Source organism: Clostridium transplantifaecale, assembly GCF_900626075.1.
Taxonomy (GTDB): Bacteria; Bacillota; Clostridia; order Lachnospirales; family Lachnospiraceae; genus Otoolea; species Otoolea transplantifaecalis.
On the sequence record NZ_UYZY01000004.1, the window covers coordinates 377,082 to 395,594 of the forward strand.

The window sequence follows — 18,513 nt, forward strand, 5'->3', positions numbered from 1 at the left end:
GAAAGAGAAAGGGGAGAACGAGAACATGAAAGATGAGAACAAGAAAGAGCCTGTTCCGGTACAGGATATTGATGTAGGAACGGCGGCTGATGTGGAAGCAGTCATGAAAAAGTATGACAGGGAATCGAATGTACGTATATGGGAAGGAAAGCCATTAATCGTCATACGCTGGCTGTCAGTGCTTTTCTCTATCTACTGTATCTACGTGACACTGTTCAGTACAGCGCTTCCGGAGGTTCGTCTGACCACCTTCCTCGGGATGATTCTGATTCTTGGCTATCTGAACTATCCGATTAAAAAGGGAGTTACCCGGGTCAACTATATGCCATGGTACGATGTTGTTCTCATGGTGGCAGGTTCAGCGCCGTTTTTCTATTTTGCTTTCCATGCACAGCAGATTATCAAGCTGGCGACCCGTGTTACAAGAGATCCTGTGATGGTTGCGATCGCTATCATAGCCGTACTGGCTCTGATGGAACTCTGCCGCCGCTGCGTGGGAATTCCGATTCTGTGTGTTGTCGGCGCATTGCTGGTATATACGTTTGCCACCGTCCGCTTCGGAAAAGTAATCTATGATCTTTTTTATACGACGACCGGCGTTATGAATACTCCGATCAATGTCTGCGCTAAATATATAGTGGTGTTTATTATCTTCGGGGCGTTCCTGGAACGGACCGGAATATCCGGTTTCTTCATTGACCTGGCGAACAGCCTGTGCGGTTCTTCGGCCGGCGGACCTGCCAAAGTGGCGGTTATCTCCTCGGCTCTTTGCGGCATGGTGTCCGGTTCTTCGGTCGGCAATACGGTAACAACAGGTTCGGTTACGATCCCCATGATGAAGAGATGCGGTTATAAACCGGAGTTTGCAGGCGCCGTAGAGGCAGCCTCTTCCACCGGAGGACAGATTATGCCTCCTATCATGGGCGCTGCCGCTTTCCTGATGGCAGAGTACATGGGAGTGCCTTATGCGACGGTAGCTTTAAAGGCAATCTTACCGGCAGTCCTGTATTTTGCCGGAATTTATATCGCAGTACATCTGGAAGCCCAGAAGCTTGGCCTTAAGGGGATTCCGAAGGAAGAACTGCCAAAGATGAGATTATTAATCAAGAAAATCTATCTGCTGGCTCCACTGATCGTATTGGTTGCATTAGTATCCACAAATACCTATACCATGCAGTTCTCCGCGTCTGTTGCTATTTTTATCGCAATCGGCGTAGGTCTGATTAATAAAGACAACAGGATTAACCTTACAAAGATTGTCGATGCCCTGGAAGCCGGAGGCAAGGGTACAATCACAGTAGCTGTTGCCTGTGCAATGGCAGGTCTCGTGGCAGGCTGCATTACTTCAACCGGTCTGGCGTCCAAACTGATCACTGCCATCGTAGCAGTATCCCAGGGAAAACCGATTATTGCCCTGTTCCTGACTATGATTTGCTGTATCGTACTCGGTATGGGAGTTCCGACAACGGCTAACTATTGTATTATGGCTGCAACATGTGCACCGATCCTGATTGCTCCGGAAATCGGCATCAATTTGGTATCCGCACATTTCTTCGTATTCTACTTTGGTATCGTGGCAGATATTACGCCACCGGTTGCCCTGGCGGCGTATGCCGGTTCGGCCATAGCTAAGGCCCCACCGATGAAGACGGCCATCAACGCTACGCGTCTTGCGATTGCGGCCTTCATCGTGCCTTATATCCTGGCCTTTAACCCGGCGATGGTATTTATTGATACAAACGTGGTTCAGGTTATCCAGATTTGCGTTACCTCTCTGCTTGGTATTTTCGGTATCGCATCAGCGCTGAACGGATTCCTTTTCGGCAAACTGAATCCGGTATTCAGGATTCTTTTAATCGCCGGAGGCCTCTGCATGATGGATCCGGGCGCCATGACCGATATGGTAGGCCTGATTCTGGTTATTGGAACAACATTCTGGCAGTATATGAGTTCTAAAAAAGCCGTATCTGCATAACAGGTATGTTAGACCACTGAATGATACAAATGTTTTACTGCTATACATAGCAAAAAAGTACCTGCCCGACGGGAACGTATCCTGTCCGGCAGGTACTTTTCTGTCTGCCGGGTTTTAGAATTCGGCAAAAGAATTGACAGGTGTTTCAAACCGTGTTATTATCGCAAAATGGCTCAGAAAAAAACTGGGCATGCAGGAGGCAGATTATGAAGAAAAAATTGATTGCAGCAGTTGTGCTGGCTTCAGTGATGGGGCTTGGCGGATGCGGCGGGATCGGAAACGGTACAACAGAAACAGTTCAAACAACAGAAGCGCAGACTGCAGAGACAACAGCAGAGGAAACGAAACACGTGGAAGATACAACTCTGTCGGCAGAAGAAGAAAAAAAGATGCTGGAGACAGAGTATAAAGCTATGGCTAAAGGCATTCAGAATATCATCGGGGAACGGGATTTGGAGAAGTTAAAGGAAGCGGTCGTTTATCCCTGCTATGTGGGCGTGGGAGACGGAGTGACGGTAGACAGTGAGGAAGAATTTATGGATCTGAATCCGGATGAAGTTTTTACCGACGAGTTGATTGAAGCGGTAAAAGGGGCTGATGTAAACTCCCTGAATGTAGTGAAAGCCGGACTTGTGGTGGGCGATCCATCAGGAAAGCCCAATATTACGATTGGGCTTGGCGCTGATAACCGCGTAGGAATTACTGGAATCAATTATTAATCTGAAGTGAACCTATGCAGGGAAGATACTCTGCAAGTTTCTTTAAGGATGTGTTGACAACAAGCTCCTCGGGGAAATCCATCTCTTTCAGAAGTTCTGCCGCATAATCGTGGCGTCCGGCATCCGAGGCACAGTGGGAATCACTGTTCACGATAACGGACACATTGTGCCTGCGGCAGAGCTCCAGCATGATATGGTAATTCTCTCTCGCTCCCGGCCGGGGGGAACCCGGTTTCAGGGAGCTGTTATTAACTTCCAGAAGAACGTGGTGCTCCTTCGCTCCTTTCACAAGTTCCGTGTAATCGAGGGGAATATTGGCATTATCGGGATGACCGATAATCTGGACGTAGGGGTTCTTCATGGCGCCTATTGTGGCGGCCGTGTTCTCTTCCCTGGTACCGATTTTGTAACAGAGATCGTGAATGCTGGCAATGCCGTAATCGATGCGTTTTAAAAGCCATTCCTTCAAATCCAGGGTGCCTATATAGTCCAGGATATTCAGCTCGCAGCCCATAATCAGTTTTATTCCGTAAAGCTCACCGGGAATCGATTTGAAATTACAGAAATACATCTCATGGCAGCTTCCGGGAAGAGCCGGTCCGTGATCGGAGGAGCCGAAAAGTTCCATTCCGTTATCGGCGGCAGCTTTGGCCATCTCGTACAGAGTGTTGTATGCATGGCCGCTTGCAATTGTGTGAGTGTGCAGGTCAAGAATGTCTTTCATTTAAAAAGCCTCATTTCTAAATATATCAATTTCTGATTATCGCCTTGAAACCCATGGGCTTTCATGAATTCCAAATATGAAATCGCTAAGTTACTGAAACGTTCCGCGAGGTGTTTCACGCGCATTTTGCGTAAAAATCCCGGGTTAGACGGCGCGAAAAGGAGCATTTGCCGTTTCTGTGCATCGCGGAGCGCATTACTGTGCACGGAGTGGGCAGTAACAACTAATAAAAATATATCATACTTTTCGTCAGAAAACTATAGAAATATGAGGTGGGATATGGTTAAATAGACTAAGGAGAGTAGACCAGCACACAAAAGGAGGAAAAACTATGACAGATGAAATGATATATGGGGCAGAGATGGAAGAGAAAGCACAGAAAGGCGCCGAAGAAATATTGAAGGACCGCGAGAATGTGGCGGAAGCGATCGAAGAAGAGCAGAGCCGGGAAACAATGGATGACTATGCGGCGGAACTGGAAGCTTCTTTTCAAAAGGTACGGGAGGGCGATATATTAACCGGAACCGTAATCGGAGTAACCGATACTGAGGTGCTTCTTGATCTGAAATATTATGCCGAGGGAATCATTGAGAAAGAGAATATGAGCAATGATCCCGATTTTAACATGAAAGAAGAAATCCACGTAGGTGAAGAAATCACAGCCACAGTCATCAAGACGGACGACGGCGAAGGCAACATTGTACTCTCCAGAAAAGAAGCAAATGACAAGATGGCATGGGACAGACTGAGAACCATGCTGGAAGAGCGCACTATCGTACCGGTCAGAATCACGGAGATTGTTAACGGCGGAGCCGTAGCACAGATTGAAGGAATGAGAGGATTTATCCCGGCTTCCCGTCTGGATGCAGCTTATGTGGAGAACCTGGAAGAATGGAACGGCAGAATGGTGGACGTCACTGTTATCACTGCCGACGAAGAGCATAACAAGCTGGTTCTGTCGGGAAGAGAGGCTGCGAGAGAAAAGCTCCAGGAAGAGAAGAAGAAAAAAATCGCAAAATGCGAAGTCGGAGCAATCATGGAAGGCACCGTTGACAGCATCAAACCATACGGAGCATTTATCAGCCTTGAGAACGGACTGTCCGGCCTCGTTCATATTTCCCAGATCAGCAGCAAGAGGATTTCACATCCCGGCGCAGTGCTGAAAGAGGGCCAGACCGTAACGGTAAAAATTATATCAACAGCCGACAATAAAATCAGCCTCAGTATGAAGGCAGTGGAGCTGGGTGAGGCGCCGGATGAAGAGGTATTCAACTACCATGAGTCGGGTGAGGCTACCACGGGACTGGGAGAGCTGTTTAAGAACCTCAAATTCTAACAGTGACTTAAAGGAGAGGGGAAAAATTGAACATTCCCAAATCATATGATCAGCTTGACCAGTGGAAAACGGTCATGTTTTTGTATAATTCGGCTTTAAAAGCGATTAATACAAAGATCGAAATCTTAAATAATGAATTTATCCATATTTATAACTACAATCCCATTGAGCACGTGAAATCCAGGCTGAAGACGCCGGAGAGTATCGTAAAGAAGTTAAAGCACGATGGCCGGGATGTGACGATCCCGAATATGATTGATTATCTCAGCGATATTGCCGGCATCCGGATTATCTGTTCCTTTACTTCAGATATCTACCTGATCGCCGATATGCTGGCCAGACAGTCGGATATTACGGTTCTCTATATCAAGGACTATATTAAGACCCCCAAGCCCAACGGGTATAAGAGCTATCACCTGGTAGTCACGATCCCGATTTATTTGAGTGAGGGACCGGTGGAGACAAAGGTGGAGATCCAAATCCGGACGGTTGCCATGGATTTCTGGGCGAGCCTGGAACACAAGATTTACTACAAATTCGAAGGGCACGCCCCGGATTATCTGGAGGAGGAGTTAAAAGCCTGCGCTGATATGGTCGATATGCTGGATGCCAAGATGTTCTCTCTGAATGAGGAGATTATGAAGATCAACCAGAATGAGATGGAAGCAGAGACAGCCGCGGAGGCGCAGGCGGAGCTTCTGGCTGCGGCCGCCGCAGAGAAAGAGAAGTAAGGATAAGAGCGTTCAGAAAAGAACGTGACAGAATACAGAAAGAAGCACGGGGAAGATGAAAATAAGACGGGAATTTGAGGACACGAAGCAGATTTTGAGCATCAACAACGGAAATATTTTTCTGTTTGAGCTGGCGTTCCGTCTTTTGACTCTTCCTCTTCTGTTGCAGATTACCGGGGCGCTGGTGCGCCTTTCCCTGAAGGCGGCGGGTTACAGTTATGTGACGGTGAGCAATTTGCAGGCATTCCTGCTGAAACCGGTCACAGTACCCGTCGTTCTTCTGATCGCGGCGGTAATTATGACGGGACTCATGATAGAAATCGGAAGTCTGACAACGGCATTCCAGGCGGCGGCATATTCAAGGAAAATGAACGTGTACTCTGTCTTTCTGGGCGGGCTTGCGAAGACGGCCCATGAGATAAGGCGGAAGAATTGGAAACTTTTTCTGATTGTGGCCGTCCATTATATCCTGACTAATATATTTTTCATTTACAGGCTGCTGTGCCATTTAAAGCCGCTTAAATTTATCCTGCCCGGCCTGATGGGAGAGAACTGGGGCAGGCTCCTGATCGTGTTTTTCCTGGCGGCCTGTATCCTTTTATCGATTCCGACCGCGTTTATCTGCTTTGGCTGTTTGGTTGAGCAAAGGACATTCAGGGACAGCATGGAGCGGAGCAAAGAGCTTCTGAGGGGAAGGTATGTAAGGACCTCGTTTATTCTGACGGCCTGCAATTTGGCGGTTGTCGCGACGGGTATCCTTATGTACCTGTTTTCAGTTGTCATTGTGGCGGTGTTCGCGGTCCGCTTCATGGACCGGAGAGTCGAACTGGCGCTGCTGCTGGCGGCGAGGGATAAAATCGAGCTGGCAATCATCTTTATTGCCAGTATCGTGTCGGTGATCGTAAACTACGGCGCCCTGACCGTACTGTATTTCCAGTATGACAGAAAGGACAAAAAGAAGAAGCGGTGGGACTTTGATATCGACAGGCACGGAAGGGAGCGGTGGCTGAACCGGAGGAACGTACTGGGACTTTTGGCCGTTGTGACTGCGGTCAGTATGGCGACGGCGTTTGACGTGTCGAGAAACGGCAGCTTCCTGGATGAAGATCTGCTCTATGAGGTCCAGATTACGGCGCACAGAGGCAGTTCCCGGACGGCGCCGGAAAATACGATACCGGCCCTGCAGGCAGCGGTTGACGAGCTGGCGGACTATGCGGAGATTGACGTCCAGGAGACAAAGGACGGAGTGATGGTCCTGTTTCATGACAGCACCCTGAAACGCATGGCGGGAATTGACAGGACGGTTAAGTCAATGACCTGGGAGGAGTTAAAGGATATTGACGTGGGAACAGGATTTTCTATTCAGTATGCGGGAACGACAATCCCCACTTTGGAGGAGGTCCTGGAATTCGCGAGAGGCCATTTAAAGCTGAATATCGAAATCAAGTATATGGGAGCCTCCTCCGGCCTTCCTGAGATGGTTGCGGAGCTCATTGAGCAGTCCGGATGGACGGAGCAGTGCGTTGTGACGTCCACCAGCTACGGCTATTTAAAAAGAGTGAAGGAGGCGGCGCCGGATATTTACACGGGATATATTGTATCGGCGGCCTATGGGAATTACTACAGGGATGAGGCGATAGACTTTATCAGTATGCTGTCAAGCTCTGTCAACCAGAAGCTGATTAACGATGCCCATGAAAGCGGTAAAGAAGTCCATGTATGGACGGTAAACAGAAGGAGCGAGATGGAGCGGATGAAGATTCTGGGGGCGGATAACGTGATTACGGATAACCCCCTGATGGCCCGGGAAGTCCTGTACGGAGAGAAGGCGACGGAAAATCTCCTTGCGAGAATCAGGGAGATGTTAAAATAACAGGAGGAACTGAAGATGAGAATTGTGCTTCAGAGAGTGTCAAAGGCAAGCGTATCGGTGGAAGGAAAGGTGCTGGGAGCCATAGAGGACGGTTTTCTGGTGCTTTTGGGAGTTTCCGATACGGACACGGAAGAGATTGCCGACAAGATGGTTGATAAATTATGTAAATTGCGTATTTTTAAGGATGAAAATGGGAAGACGAATCTGTCTTTGTCCGATGTGGGCGGACAGATCCTGGTTGTAAGCCAGTTTACTCTGTATGCGGACTGCAGCGAAGGGAACCGTCCCAGCTTTTTCAAGGCGGGAGCGCCGGAGCTGGCCAACCGCCTCTACGAACATGTGGTGGAGCGGTGCCGGAAGTACGTGGATAAGGTGGAGCACGGCGAGTTCGGAGCTTATATGCAGGTAGAACTTTTAAACGACGGACCATTTACGATTGTCCTCGACAGTGATATGATGGTAAAGAAGAAAAAAGGATGACATGTATGGAAGAAGTCATGATAAAACCGATACAGAAGAAGGAGGAAAGAAAGGAAATGGAACAGACAGAAAAGACAGCGGGCGAAAGAGCAAAAGAACTTCAGAAAGAACTGACATGGAAGTTCCCGAATATCGCGCAGGAGGCGCCGTCCCAGAAGGAAGAGGCGTTTGCTTACTGTGAAGGATATAAGGAATTTTTAAACTGTGCAAAAACAGAGCGTGAGTTTGTGACGGAGGCGGTGAAACGGCTGAGCGAAGCGGGCTATACTCTTTTTGAAAAAGGCAAAGCATATCAGGCAGGAGAAAAGGTATATTATGTCAACAGAAAGAAATCCCTGATTATGACTACCTTCGGACAGAAAAAGCTGGAGGAGGGCGTTCGCCTGAACGTGGCGCATATCGATTCCCCACGTCTTGATTTAAAACCGAACCCAATGTATGAGAAGACGGAGCTGGCCTATTTTAAAACACATTATTACGGAGGAATCCGCAAATACCAGTGGGCGGCAATCCCCCTTGCCATGCACGGCGTGGTAGTCAGAAAGGACGGGGAGATTGTAAACATCAGCATTGGCGAGAATGCGGGCGATCCCGTTTTTTGCGTGACCGATCTGCTTCCCCATCTGGCGGCCGATCAGAATGAGAGAAAATTAAAGGACGGAATTAAGGGGGAAGAATTGAATGTGATAATTGGCTCCCTTCCGTTTGCAGAGGATGAGGAGATTAAGGAGCCTGTGAAACTTCTGGCCCTTTCTATCCTGAATGAGAAGTACGGTATGACCGAGAAGGATTTCATCCGTGCGGAGATCGAGATTGTTCCTGCCTTTAAGGCAGTGGATGTGGGACTCGACAGGAGCCTGGTGGGAGCATACGGACAGGATGACCGCGTGTGCGCTTTCACTGCCCTTACGGCGGAACTCGCTACAGAGAATCCGGAGTACACGACGGTTACAGTGCTGGCCGATAAGGAAGAGATAGGTTCCGTAGGCAATACGGGCCTGGATTCCGATTTTGTACTCCATTATATTGAAGATCTGGCAGAAATTTCCGGCATTGACTGCAGGGAGATTTTAAGAAATTCCATCTGCCTGTCATCCGATGTCAATGCGGCTTACGACCCGACATTTTCACAGGTTTATGAGGAAAGAAACGCCTGCTTTATCAACAAGGGCTGTGTCCTGACCAAGTATACCGGTTCAAGGGGCAAGGGCGGCAGCAACGACGCCAGCGCAGAGACAATGGCGAAGATTGTGGAAATCATGGACAGAGAGGGAGTATACTGGCAGATTGGTGAGCTGGGGGCCGTGGATGTGGGAGGCGGCGGAACCGTTGCCCTGTACGTGGCGGGCATGGATGTGGACGTAGTTGATCTGGGCGTTCCGATTCTTTCCATGCATTCTCCGTTCGAGCTGGCTTCCAAGCTGGATATCTACAATACATATAAGGCGTTCTGCGCATTTTATAAATAGGATCTTTTTTTCTGGGGCCGTTTGTGGTATTATGTCTGTTATACGCATCGGCTCCAGAATGCGTTAGACGGAGTTATGCTGCCGGACACGGAGTGAACGGCAACGGATCTGCAGCTCGGATCTGCCGTCGGTATTGCAGTTGAATAAAATAAGAAAAGATGAGGTTTTTTAATGAGAAAATTTTTAACAGTAGGACTTTGCGGCGCAGCGGCCCTGATGCTCTTTGCAACAGGCTGTTCAGGACAGAAGAGTGCGACAGGCACTACGGCTTCAGAGGCGGAGAGCACTGCCGCTGAGACGGAGACGGAAGAGTATGTGGCAGAGGGAAGTATTACCCTTGGAGACTATAAAGGAATTCCCGTTACGGTGACAGAGCCGGCGGTGACGGATGAAGAAGTGGACGCACAGATTCAGCAGCTGCTGAATTCCAGCGCCAAGTATGTGGAAGTGGATCGTGAAGCAAAGCTTGGCGATCAGGTCAATATCGATTACAAGGGAACGAAGGACGGAGTGGCCTTTGACGGCGGAAGCGCAGAAGGATTCGATTTAATTCTCGGTTCCAACAGTTTTATCGACGGTTTTGAGTCCGGCCTTGTGGGAGCGAAAAAGGGAGATAATGTATCCCTGAACCTGACTTTCCCGGCAGATTACAGAAGTACGGATCTGGCAGGCAAGGATGTGGTATTCGAGGTGACTGTCAATAACGTGCAGGAGAAGACGGTACCGGAGCTTACGGACGAGTTTGTGACCGAAGTGTCACCGGAGGACGGAACCGTTGAGAATCTGAAAAAGAATATGAAGGAATTTATCCTGGAGAATAAGCAGGCTCAGATTGACAATCAGAGAAATACCGATATCCTTAACGCAGCTATCGACAATTCTGAGATTATCTGCGCAACGGATGAAGTGAATACAAACTTTGACAACCAGGTTCAGTACTATACAAATCAGGCGGCTATGTACGGGATGGATTTTGCTACATATGCAGGGCTGATGGGAATGGACGAAGACGGATTAAAGAGTGAGCTTAAGGCGATTGCAAAGGATATGACAAAGCAGGAGATGCTTTTAAAGGAGATTGCATCCAAAGAGAATATTACAATCTCAGACGAAGACAGGGAAGCTCTTGCAAAACAGTACGGATACGACGATCTGGAAAGTTTTCTGGAGACCGCTGATAAGGAGATCGTGGATGATACGGCTCTGATGCAGAAGACACTTGATTTCCTGGTGGAGAATGCGGTTATCACAGTCGCAGACGCAGAAGAGGTTCCGGCGTCATAAAAGTATAATACAAAGTAACAGTTCATGATGTCTGAACTGTTATAATACAAAAGCAGGTGGGGAATATCATATGCAGATCTTATTGGACCGAATCCGCAAAGACGGAGTAGTGAAAGCAGGCAATGTCCTGAAGGTGGACCGCTTTTTAAACCATCAGATGGATATAGGGCTCTTTAAAGAGATTGGCAAAGAATTTAAGAGACGTTTTGAAGGAACGGAGATTAATAAAATCCTTACAATTGAGGCGTCCGGTATCGGAATTGCCTGTATTGTGGCGGAATATTTCGACGTGCCGGTTGTGTTTGCAAAAAAGACGAAGACCAAGAATATAGCAGGGGACGTATATACCACGAAAGTGGAATCCTTCACCCACGGAACGGTTTACGACATCATCGTATCCAAAGAGTTTCTGGGAGAAGGGGACAAGGTCCTCGTGATAGACGATTTTCTGGCTAACGGAAAGGCGCTGGAAGGCCTTACGGCGTTGATTAAGGATTCCGGGGCAGAGCTGGCAGGCGCCGGGATAGTCATTGAAAAGGGATTCCAGGAAGGCGGTAAGCGTATCCGTGAGAATGGAATCCGGCTGGAATCGCTGGCTATAGTGGACAGCATGGACGATAAGACAGGAGAGATCGTGTTCAGAAATGAATAGAAAAGCGCTATTTTTTGATATTGACGGAACATTATTCAGTGAGATTACAAGGCAGGTACCGCAGAGCGCGGTACTTGCCTTAAAAAAAACCAGGCAGAGGGGAAACCTTGTGTTTATCAACACGGGCAGGACGTACTGTCAGACAGAGGGAATCAGAAGCGAGGTAGAGTTGGACGGGCTTTTATGCGGCTGCGGCACCTACATTACAGTGGGGGATAAAATTCTCTATGACAGAAGAGTTTCGGCCGAAAGGGCGTTGCGTCTAAAGGAGGATATTATCCGCTTTGGGCTGGACGGCGTGCTGGAAGGAGTCGAGGGCTGCTATTTCAATAATGGGACATCCAGGATGCCCGTGGTGGAGCAGATGATTCGCCTTCTGAAAGCGGCGGGTGCTTATATTCCTCTGGGATGGGACGACAACTCCTATGAGATCACAAAGTTCTGCGTTGTGGCGGATGGAGAGAGCAGAAAAGAAGAATTCTTCGCCACGCTGAAGGACGAGTTTGAAGTGATAGACAGAGGCGGGGATTTCTATGAATGTATACCGGCTGGCCATTCCAAAGCGACGGCTATCGAAGCAATCCTAAAACGGTACGGGATTGCGAAGGAGGACGCCTGGGTATTCGGTGACAGCATGAATGACCTTTCCATGTTTCAGTATTCACTCAACTCGGTGCTGATGGGAAAACATGACAGCGGGCTGGAGCCTTACGCCACTTTTACGACGAAGACGGTTGAAGCGGACGGGATAGCTTATGCCCTTGAAACATTGGGGATGCTGTAAGAGGGAAAAATTCAAGCAATAGACAGGGGGAGTTACAAGATGAAGGAATACAAAATCAGAAAAATCAAATCTCCGGTGGAGATAGAATCCTGCGTGAAAGCAGAGATTACAGAAACTCAGTGGAACTGCAGAATGCAGCCCAGAGCCTGGGCCTATATGGGATACCAGGAGGGAAAAGGACTCCTGGTCCGTATGGCCTGTGAGGAGACAAACCCTCACAGAGTCCATGTCTACCACAAGGGACCCGTCTGGACGGACAGCGCCCTGGAATTATTCCTGGCATTTCCCGTCCATGAGGGAGGCGTACCGGGGGAGATTGACGGCAGGTGCCTATATCTGAACTTTGAACTCAATGCCAATGCGGCAATGTATGCCCAGTATGGCTATGGCAAAGAAAACAGGGAATTTGTACCGGACCAGATATACCGGGAAAGCCGCTGCAACGCCGTCATCGGCCGGGATGGCTGGAGGGTGGATTTTTTGATACCGGAATGGTATCTGGAGGAACTGACGGGCAGAAAATTGGAGGAATGGCTGGCAGCAGGAGAAGGGGAAGCACGGATGCGCTGTAATTTCTACAAGATATCCGAGAGCCCAGAGATTGAGCATTATATGAGCTATTCAAGGATAGAGAGCGATGTTCCGGATTTCCATCTGCCTTCCTATTTTGCGGAGGCTGGATTTGAGAGATGAGAACGTCCCAAAAAAGAAAGTAGTAAATCTATTCCCGTCATGATATGATAAAGAGGGTTTAAATGTTCTGTCAGAATGCAGATGACGGAAAAGGAGATTTGAAATTTTATATGGATAAATATCAGGTATTAAAACACTATTTTGGATATGAAGAATTCCGGGAGGGGCAGGAAGCGTTGATTGACAGCATCCTCTCCGGACAGGATACTTTGGGAATTATGCCTACAGGAGCCGGAAAGTCGTTGTGTTTTCAGGTTCCGGCCCTGATGATGAAGGGAATCACTCTAGTCATTTCACCATTAATTTCTTTAATGCAGGATCAGGTATCAGCCCTGAACCAGGCCGGCGTTCATGCCGCGTATCTGAACAGCTCCCTGACGGTAAGCCAGTATTATAAAGCGCTCTCCTATGCAAGAGAGGGGCGGTATCCGATTATTTATGTTGCGCCTGAGAGGCTGGTAACGGAGGAATTTCTTGATTTTGCCACACACGCGGAGATTTCGATGCTGGTCGTTGACGAGGCTCACTGTGTATCACAGTGGGGACAGGATTTCAGACCGAGTTATTTAAAGATTATGGAGTTTGTCGATAAGCTTCCGAAGAGGCCGGTCATCAGTGCCTTCACCGCGACCGCGACAAAAGAAGTGAGGGATGATGTGATTGACATCCTGATGCTGAGGGAACCGACGGTGGTGGCAACCGGATTTGACCGGCCGAATCTGTGGTTCTCGGTACAGTCGCCGAAAGACCGATATGCGACGATGAAAAATTACATAGAATGCCATCCGGGCCAGAGCGGCATTGTCTACTGCCTGACCAGAAAGACGGTGGAGGAGGTCAGCCAGAGGCTGGCCGATGAAGGTTTTGAGGTGACACGTTACCATGCGGGGCTGAGCGACGCAGAGAGAAAACGCAACCAGGAAGATTTTATTTATGACAGAAAGAATCTGATGATCGCAACGAATGCGTTTGGCATGGGAATTGATAAATCGGATGTGCGGTTTGTCATTCATTACAACATGCCGAAAAACATTGAGAGTTATTATCAGGAGGCGGGGCGCGCGGGCAGAGACGGTGAACCGGCCGAGTGCATCCTGCTGTATGGTGGCCAGGATGTGATTACCAACCAGTTTTTTATTGACAATAACCAGGACAACCAGGAACTCGACTTTGTGACCAGAGAGCTGGTTCAGGAAAGGGATCGCGATCGTCTTCGCAAGATGACATATTACTGCTTTACCAATGAATGCCTGAGGGATTACATCCTGCGCTATTTCGGGGAGTACGGCGGAAATTACTGCGGAAACTGTTCAAACTGTCTGAGTCAGTTTGAGACGGCGGATGTGACGGAGACGGCGAAAGCAATAATCGGCTGTGTGGAAGACTGCAGGCAGAGATATGGCGTGAACGTGATTCTTGACACGGTCCGCGGAGCCAACACGGCTAAAATCAGGCAGTACCGCATGGACGAGAACGCATGGTATGCTGCGGCCGCCAAGGTGCCGGCATTTAAACTGCGCCAGGTGATGAACTACCTGCTTCTCAACGATTATCTGCGGGTAACAAATGATGAATACATGCTTGTGAAACTGACGGAAAAATCAATGGCTGTTCTGAATGACGAGGAAGCTGTTGTCATGAAGATGGCAAAAGAGCAGGAACACGAAGCGAAAGAGAAAGGCGGGAAGAAGAAAAAAAACGGCAAGGGTTTTGCTGCCGGACTTTCCGGCGCGGAATTTACCGAGGAGGACGAGAAGCTGTTTGAAAAGCTTCGGACACTTCGGATGGAGATTGCCAGAGAGGCAAAGGTCCCGCCGTATATTGTATTTTCTGATAAAACGCTGACCCATATGAGTATTGTGAAACCTCAGTCAAGGGAGGAGATGCTTAATGTGTCCGGCGTTGGGGAAATTAAGTATGAGAAGTATGGGGACAGGTTCCTGGAATGTGTGCGCGAATCTGCCGTTGATCCGATTGTCATAAATTAATAATATCTGATATCTTATAAAAAAATCATAAATGTACAGATTTTATCTTGTTATAGTCCCGGGCTTTTAGTATAATAAAGATAAGTTACAGTTGAGACTTTCTTATGAAGGGGGCGTTTATATGGAGAATAAGTATACAAAGATTAAGACAGCAGGAACCGATCTTTCATTAAAGGTACTGCCGGGACATTTTGCAACCAACCACGCCCATATCAATTACTACATTGATATGACTACAATGAAGACAAGAACCAGCGAGGCCCAGGAAGTGGCCAGAGATCTGGTAAGCATGTATCTCTATGACACGGTGATTGATACAATTGTGTGTATGGAGGAGACAGAAGTAATCGGAGCATTTTTGTCGGAAGAACTGACCAAGGGCGGCTTTCTCTCCATGAATGCACACAAGACAGTTTACGTTGTAAGTCCTGAATTTAACAACAACAGCCAGATTATCTTCAGGGAGAACCTGCTCCCGATGATCAGGGGAAAACACGTGATGATTCTGATGTCCACGGTAACAACAGGGCTTACGGTTAATAAAGCCGTTGAGTGTATCCAGTACTATGACGGCATCCTCATGGGAGTATCGGCAATATTCAGCGCGCTTGACGAGGTTAACGGAGTTCCGATTAAAGCGGTGTTCGGCAAGAAAGATTTACCGGACTATGCCTATTCAGACTACAGAAACTGCCCGCAGTGTAAGGCAGGAAAGAAACTGGATGCGCTTGTAAACACGTTTGGCTATTCATTATTATAAGAGTAATAGCCGCGCCTCTGTATTTTACTGCAAGGTGTAATCCGGTATCAATGGCTCAAAGAATTAAATTTTGGAAAATTTGATTTATAACCTGTATGGTTTACTGGTTAAGTTTGTTTCGATATGATTTAGAGGGCATGTTGTAAGAAAACATGTCCTCTTTTTTTGAGTGATTGGCAATAAAAAGTTCGCGGAGCGTGCTTTTTGTTGCCAATTTTGCCCTTCGGCAGCGTTTCCGCCTCCTCAACTAAATCTTCTTGACAAAGCCTTTCCCCTTCGATATAATAATATTGGACACTGGATACAATTGGATACCCCATTAAAGCCAGGAGGTATCACATGAGTAATCTAACAATAAGACCTATCAATACAGGCTTTGTGACAATGATCCCAAAGCAGTATCTTTACCACCATTCAACGGTGGCATTCTATCCGGACGCCTCTGATCAGGAAGAGGAGTATCCGGTCTTTACGTACCTTGTAGAAGGGGGCGACAAGCTTTTGCTGGTAGACACCGGCATGGCATACACGGAACGCGCCGATCAATATCACCATCATGGTTCCCGCCAGCCGGAAGGAATGGCGATCACAGAGCAGCTGGCCGTTTTGGGATATCAACCGGAGGACATTGATATTGTAGTGTTTACCCATTTGCACTGGGATCACTGTTTTTATATGGAAAAATTCACGAATGCCCAATTTTATGTTAACCGAAAAGAATATGAATTTGCAATGAACCCCATTCCGCTGTATTACAAGTCCTATGAAGCTCCGGAACTTGGAATCACCAGGCCTTTTGAGGGTATTGAGATGAATCTCGTCGAAGGTGAGACGGAGATCATGCCGGGAGTGCGGGTATTTGAGACGCCGGGGCATTCTGTGGGACATCAGTCCGTTGAGATTGACACGGAGACCGGTAAATATATCTGCTGTGGTGATTCTATTTTTATCATGGATAATGTGAAGCCAATCGAAAAACTGCATTATGATATCACTCCGCCCAACCGTTTTTCCGATATTGTATCCACCTGGAAGAGTATTGAGCTTATTAAGGAGCGGGCGGAGAGCCTGGATCGGATTCTTACATGCCACGACAGGGAGATACTTGAACGATCTGCCGCGACGCCTGTACTTGGACTGAAAGAGAAAGGCAGGTGAAAGAAGAAGTCACCGTGACTTCGAGAATATGGCAGTGATCGCGGTTATAGCCTGCTGTGATACAAAATATCACGAGATAACATTTGTGCGGGAAAAGATTATAAAAAGCGGTAACCAGCCGCTTATACTGGATATCAGCACGGGACCCAGCATCCCTATAAAAGCCGATATAACACGCGAGGAGGTATTAGCGGCAGGAGGTTATACCTGGGAGCAGGTACATAGCTTTGATAAGAGCGGAGCTATCTCCGCGATGACAGAGGGGATAGCAAAAACAGTGATGAAACTGTATCAGCAAAAGCAAATAGACGGTGTGATTGGGATGGGCGGACTGCAGAATACGGTTGTGTGTTCGGCAGCTCTGAGACTGCTGCCCATCGGGTTTCCTAAGATAATATGTTCCACAATTGCGAGCGGTTCCCGCTGTTTTGATACGGTAGTAGGTGATAAGGATATCGCCGTAATTCCGTCTATCGTTGATTTTGCAGGAATGAACCCGATCAGTGAAGCTGTGCTGGGAAACACGGTCAGCGCTATGATAGGCATGGTTACCCACGGAAGCAGGGGAATTGATACGAAAGGGGAGCTGTACATTGGCACCACTCTGATGGGAATTACCAATGACACTGTTATGCAGGCCTCTGACGAATTGGCGGAAAATGGAATAAAGACGATCAGCTTCCATTCCACTGGGATCGGGGGAAAGGTGATGGAAGATCTAATCCGGGAAGGGGTCGTTACGGCTGTAATGGATCTTTCTCTGCATGAGATGACGGCGGAGTATTTTGGTGATTACGGATACAGCAAAGGCGCCGTAAACCGGCTGTGCGCCGCTGCGGAAATGGGAATACCATCACTTGTATGCCCAGGAGGCATTGACTTTGCCTGTCTGCGCCCGGAGGAGCTGTTCGATGACCAGGAGGAACGGGGATATGTATGGCACAATAAAGATCTTACGCATACCCGTCTATACGAACACGAGATTTTAGATATTACCAGAACGATTGCATTACGGCTCAACCGCTCCGCAGGAAGGACAGAAGTGGTTCTTCCGATGGGAGGGCTGCGTACGCTCAGCTATCCGGGAGAATTCTTTCATAAGCCGGAAACCATACGGAAAATGAAAAAGATATTTGAGGAGGAACTCAAACCGGAAATCAAATTCAAAGCATATGATTTGAATTTCTGTGATCCTGAGTTTGCTCATATTTGTGCGCAGGAAATGATGAGCCTTTTAAGCGGAACGGAGAAATGATGAAATATAGTGAGTATATGAAAATGGTGGAAGACATGCGGCAAGCGGCATCTAAATTTTATGCGCTCCGTTACCAAATGAGCAACGGCGGCAATTTGAGTGTCAGGATTCCGGGAAAAGACTGGATGCTTGTTAAGGGAACCGATGTCGCTTTTGATGAGGTCGGTCCCGATACGGTTGTCATCACCGATTTTGACGGCAATATAATTCAGGGGGAGCTGCGGCCCTCTAAAGAAGCGCTGCTGCATGGAGCCATCTATAAGGAGGTGGCGGGGGCAGGCGCCATTATGCATTGTCATTCGCCGTATGCTACGGCATGGGCGGCAGGCCATAGGGAACTTCAGTTTGCCACTCATCATTCTGAGATGAAGCTGAAGGGAGTGGTACCGGTGTTCGACACCCACTCCTATGCGGTGCCAAAGGAATATTTTCCGCAGATTATTAAATTCTTTAAGGATAATCCCGGCGCTAACGCCTTTTTACTGAAGGGGCACGGACAGGTGACGGTTGGAAAAAATATGAGAGAGGCTGCGTATCTGGCGGAACTGGTAGAGGAGACGGCGCAAATCTCTGTTTTTTCCCAAAGTCACGTGGATTAAACCGGAGAAAGAAAATTTTTGTGGATTTTCCAT

The 18,513-nt window shown here is 48.0% G+C and carries 17 protein-coding genes; 16 read left to right on the forward strand and 1 reads right to left on the reverse strand.

What is annotated here, in order from left to right:
- The first annotated feature begins 25 nt into the window (after positions 1-25).
- Positions 26-1,975 carry a TRAP transporter permease gene (locus tag EJL91_RS16645; protein ID WP_125143091.1) on the forward strand — a complete coding sequence of 650 codons (1,950 nt, stop codon included), beginning with the start codon at positions 26-28 and terminating at the stop codon, positions 1,973-1,975.
- A 206-nt stretch (positions 1,976-2,181) separates the two neighbouring features.
- Positions 2,182-2,694, forward strand: coding sequence for a hypothetical protein (locus EJL91_RS16650; RefSeq protein ID WP_125143092.1), 513 nt, complete (start codon positions 2,182-2,184; stop codon positions 2,692-2,694).
- On the opposite strand, the gene EJL91_RS16655 is transcribed toward EJL91_RS16650, so the two are convergent.
- Positions 2,684-3,418 (reverse strand): phosphatase, encoded by a 735-nt coding sequence (locus EJL91_RS16655; RefSeq protein WP_125143093.1) that lies wholly within the window; start codon positions 3,416-3,418, stop codon positions 2,684-2,686. The genes EJL91_RS16650 and EJL91_RS16655 overlap by 11 nt on opposite strands.
- Positions 3,419-3,749: 331 nt before the next feature.
- Here EJL91_RS16655 and EJL91_RS16660 point away from each other — a divergent pair, with 331 nt between their 5' ends.
- The 14 genes from EJL91_RS16660 (at position 3,750) to EJL91_RS16725 (ending at position 18,480) form a co-directional block, all read left to right on the forward strand.
- Complete coding sequence (locus tag EJL91_RS16660) at positions 3,750-4,754, forward strand: S1 RNA-binding domain-containing protein (RefSeq protein WP_125143094.1); 1,005 nt, start codon at positions 3,750-3,752, stop codon at positions 4,752-4,754.
- A gap of 26 nt (positions 4,755-4,780) precedes the next feature.
- Positions 4,781-5,485, forward strand: a complete 705-nt coding sequence (locus EJL91_RS16665) for a GTP pyrophosphokinase (protein ID WP_125143095.1) — start codon at positions 4,781-4,783, stop codon at positions 5,483-5,485.
- Between the two features lie 55 nt (positions 5,486-5,540).
- Positions 5,541-7,358, forward strand: coding sequence for a glycerophosphodiester phosphodiesterase (locus EJL91_RS16670; RefSeq protein WP_125143096.1), 1,818 nt, complete (start codon positions 5,541-5,543; stop codon positions 7,356-7,358).
- A gap of 15 nt (positions 7,359-7,373) precedes the next feature.
- On the forward strand, positions 7,374-7,838 hold the full coding sequence (dtd, locus tag EJL91_RS16675) for a D-aminoacyl-tRNA deacylase (protein WP_125143097.1): 465 nt from the start codon (positions 7,374-7,376) through the stop codon (positions 7,836-7,838).
- Positions 7,839-7,894: 56 nt separating this feature from the next.
- Complete coding sequence (locus EJL91_RS16680) at positions 7,895-9,307, forward strand: aminopeptidase (protein WP_243125411.1); 1,413 nt, start codon at positions 7,895-7,897, stop codon at positions 9,305-9,307.
- Positions 9,308-9,478: 171 nt separating this feature from the next.
- The gene (tig, locus tag EJL91_RS16685) at positions 9,479-10,591 is read left to right on the forward strand and encodes a trigger factor (protein ID WP_125143098.1); all 1,113 of its coding nucleotides are present in this window, start codon (positions 9,479-9,481) and stop codon (positions 10,589-10,591) included.
- A gap of 70 nt (positions 10,592-10,661) precedes the next feature.
- The gene (locus EJL91_RS16690) at positions 10,662-11,243 is read left to right on the forward strand and encodes a xanthine phosphoribosyltransferase (RefSeq protein ID WP_125143099.1); all 582 of its coding nucleotides are present in this window, start codon (positions 10,662-10,664) and stop codon (positions 11,241-11,243) included.
- On the forward strand, positions 11,236-12,027 hold the full coding sequence (locus tag EJL91_RS16695) for an HAD family hydrolase (protein WP_125143100.1): 792 nt from the start codon (positions 11,236-11,238) through the stop codon (positions 12,025-12,027). The genes EJL91_RS16690 and EJL91_RS16695 overlap by 8 nt, the downstream gene beginning before the upstream one ends.
- A 39-nt stretch (positions 12,028-12,066) precedes the next feature.
- Positions 12,067-12,720: a carbohydrate-binding family 9-like protein gene (locus EJL91_RS16700; protein ID WP_125143101.1), complete on the forward strand. Its 654-nt coding sequence runs from the start codon at positions 12,067-12,069 to the stop codon at positions 12,718-12,720.
- 110 nt (positions 12,721-12,830) lie between these two features.
- Positions 12,831-14,708, forward strand: a complete 1,878-nt coding sequence (recQ, locus tag EJL91_RS16705) for a DNA helicase RecQ (RefSeq protein WP_125143102.1) — start codon at positions 12,831-12,833, stop codon at positions 14,706-14,708.
- 121 nt (positions 14,709-14,829) lie between these two features.
- A complete protein-coding gene (locus EJL91_RS16710) occupies positions 14,830-15,468 on the forward strand; it encodes a type I phosphoribosyltransferase (RefSeq protein ID WP_125143103.1) in 639 nt (212 codons plus the stop codon).
- 339 nt (positions 15,469-15,807) lie between these two features.
- On the forward strand, positions 15,808-16,626 hold the full coding sequence (locus tag EJL91_RS16715; protein ID WP_125143104.1) for an N-acyl homoserine lactonase family protein: 819 nt from the start codon (positions 15,808-15,810) through the stop codon (positions 16,624-16,626).
- A 28-nt stretch (positions 16,627-16,654) separates the two neighbouring features.
- Positions 16,655-17,881, forward strand: coding sequence for a Tm-1-like ATP-binding domain-containing protein (locus tag EJL91_RS16720; RefSeq protein WP_125143105.1), 1,227 nt, complete (start codon positions 16,655-16,657; stop codon positions 17,879-17,881).
- Positions 17,878-18,480, forward strand: coding sequence for a class II aldolase/adducin family protein (locus EJL91_RS16725; RefSeq protein ID WP_243125415.1), 603 nt, complete (start codon positions 17,878-17,880; stop codon positions 18,478-18,480). The genes EJL91_RS16720 and EJL91_RS16725 overlap by 4 nt, the downstream gene beginning before the upstream one ends.
- Positions 18,481-18,513: the final 33 nt, after the last annotated feature.

Coding starts and splice junctions, on each gene's coding strand:
- EJL91_RS16710 (WP_125143103.1), top strand. CDS start 14,830: ATGGAGAATAAGTATACAAAGATTAAGACAGCAGGAACCGATCTTTCA.
- EJL91_RS16695 (WP_125143100.1), top strand. CDS start 11,236: ATGAATAGAAAAGCGCTATTTTTTGATATTGACGGAACATTATTCAGT.
- EJL91_RS16725 (WP_243125415.1), top strand. CDS start 17,878: ATGATGAAATATAGTGAGTATATGAAAATGGTGGAAGACATGCGGCAA.
- EJL91_RS16650 (WP_125143092.1), top strand. CDS start 2,182: ATGAAGAAAAAATTGATTGCAGCAGTTGTGCTGGCTTCAGTGATGGGG.
- EJL91_RS16670 (WP_125143096.1), top strand. CDS start 5,541: ATGAAAATAAGACGGGAATTTGAGGACACGAAGCAGATTTTGAGCATC.
- EJL91_RS16690 (WP_125143099.1), top strand. CDS start 10,662: ATGCAGATCTTATTGGACCGAATCCGCAAAGACGGAGTAGTGAAAGCA.
- EJL91_RS16700 (WP_125143101.1), top strand. CDS start 12,067: ATGAAGGAATACAAAATCAGAAAAATCAAATCTCCGGTGGAGATAGAA.
- EJL91_RS16645 (WP_125143091.1), top strand. CDS start 26: ATGAAAGATGAGAACAAGAAAGAGCCTGTTCCGGTACAGGATATTGAT.
- tig (WP_125143098.1), top strand. CDS start 9,479: ATGAGAAAATTTTTAACAGTAGGACTTTGCGGCGCAGCGGCCCTGATG.
- EJL91_RS16680 (WP_243125411.1), top strand. CDS start 7,895: ATGGAACAGACAGAAAAGACAGCGGGCGAAAGAGCAAAAGAACTTCAG.
- EJL91_RS16715 (WP_125143104.1), top strand. CDS start 15,808: ATGAGTAATCTAACAATAAGACCTATCAATACAGGCTTTGTGACAATG.
- EJL91_RS16660 (WP_125143094.1), top strand. CDS start 3,750: ATGACAGATGAAATGATATATGGGGCAGAGATGGAAGAGAAAGCACAG.
- EJL91_RS16655 (WP_125143093.1), bottom strand. CDS start 3,418: ATGAAAGACATTCTTGACCTGCACACTCACACAATTGCAAGCGGCCAT.
- recQ (WP_125143102.1), top strand. CDS start 12,831: ATGGATAAATATCAGGTATTAAAACACTATTTTGGATATGAAGAATTC.
- dtd (WP_125143097.1), top strand. CDS start 7,374: ATGAGAATTGTGCTTCAGAGAGTGTCAAAGGCAAGCGTATCGGTGGAA.
- EJL91_RS16720 (WP_125143105.1), top strand. CDS start 16,655: ATGGCAGTGATCGCGGTTATAGCCTGCTGTGATACAAAATATCACGAG.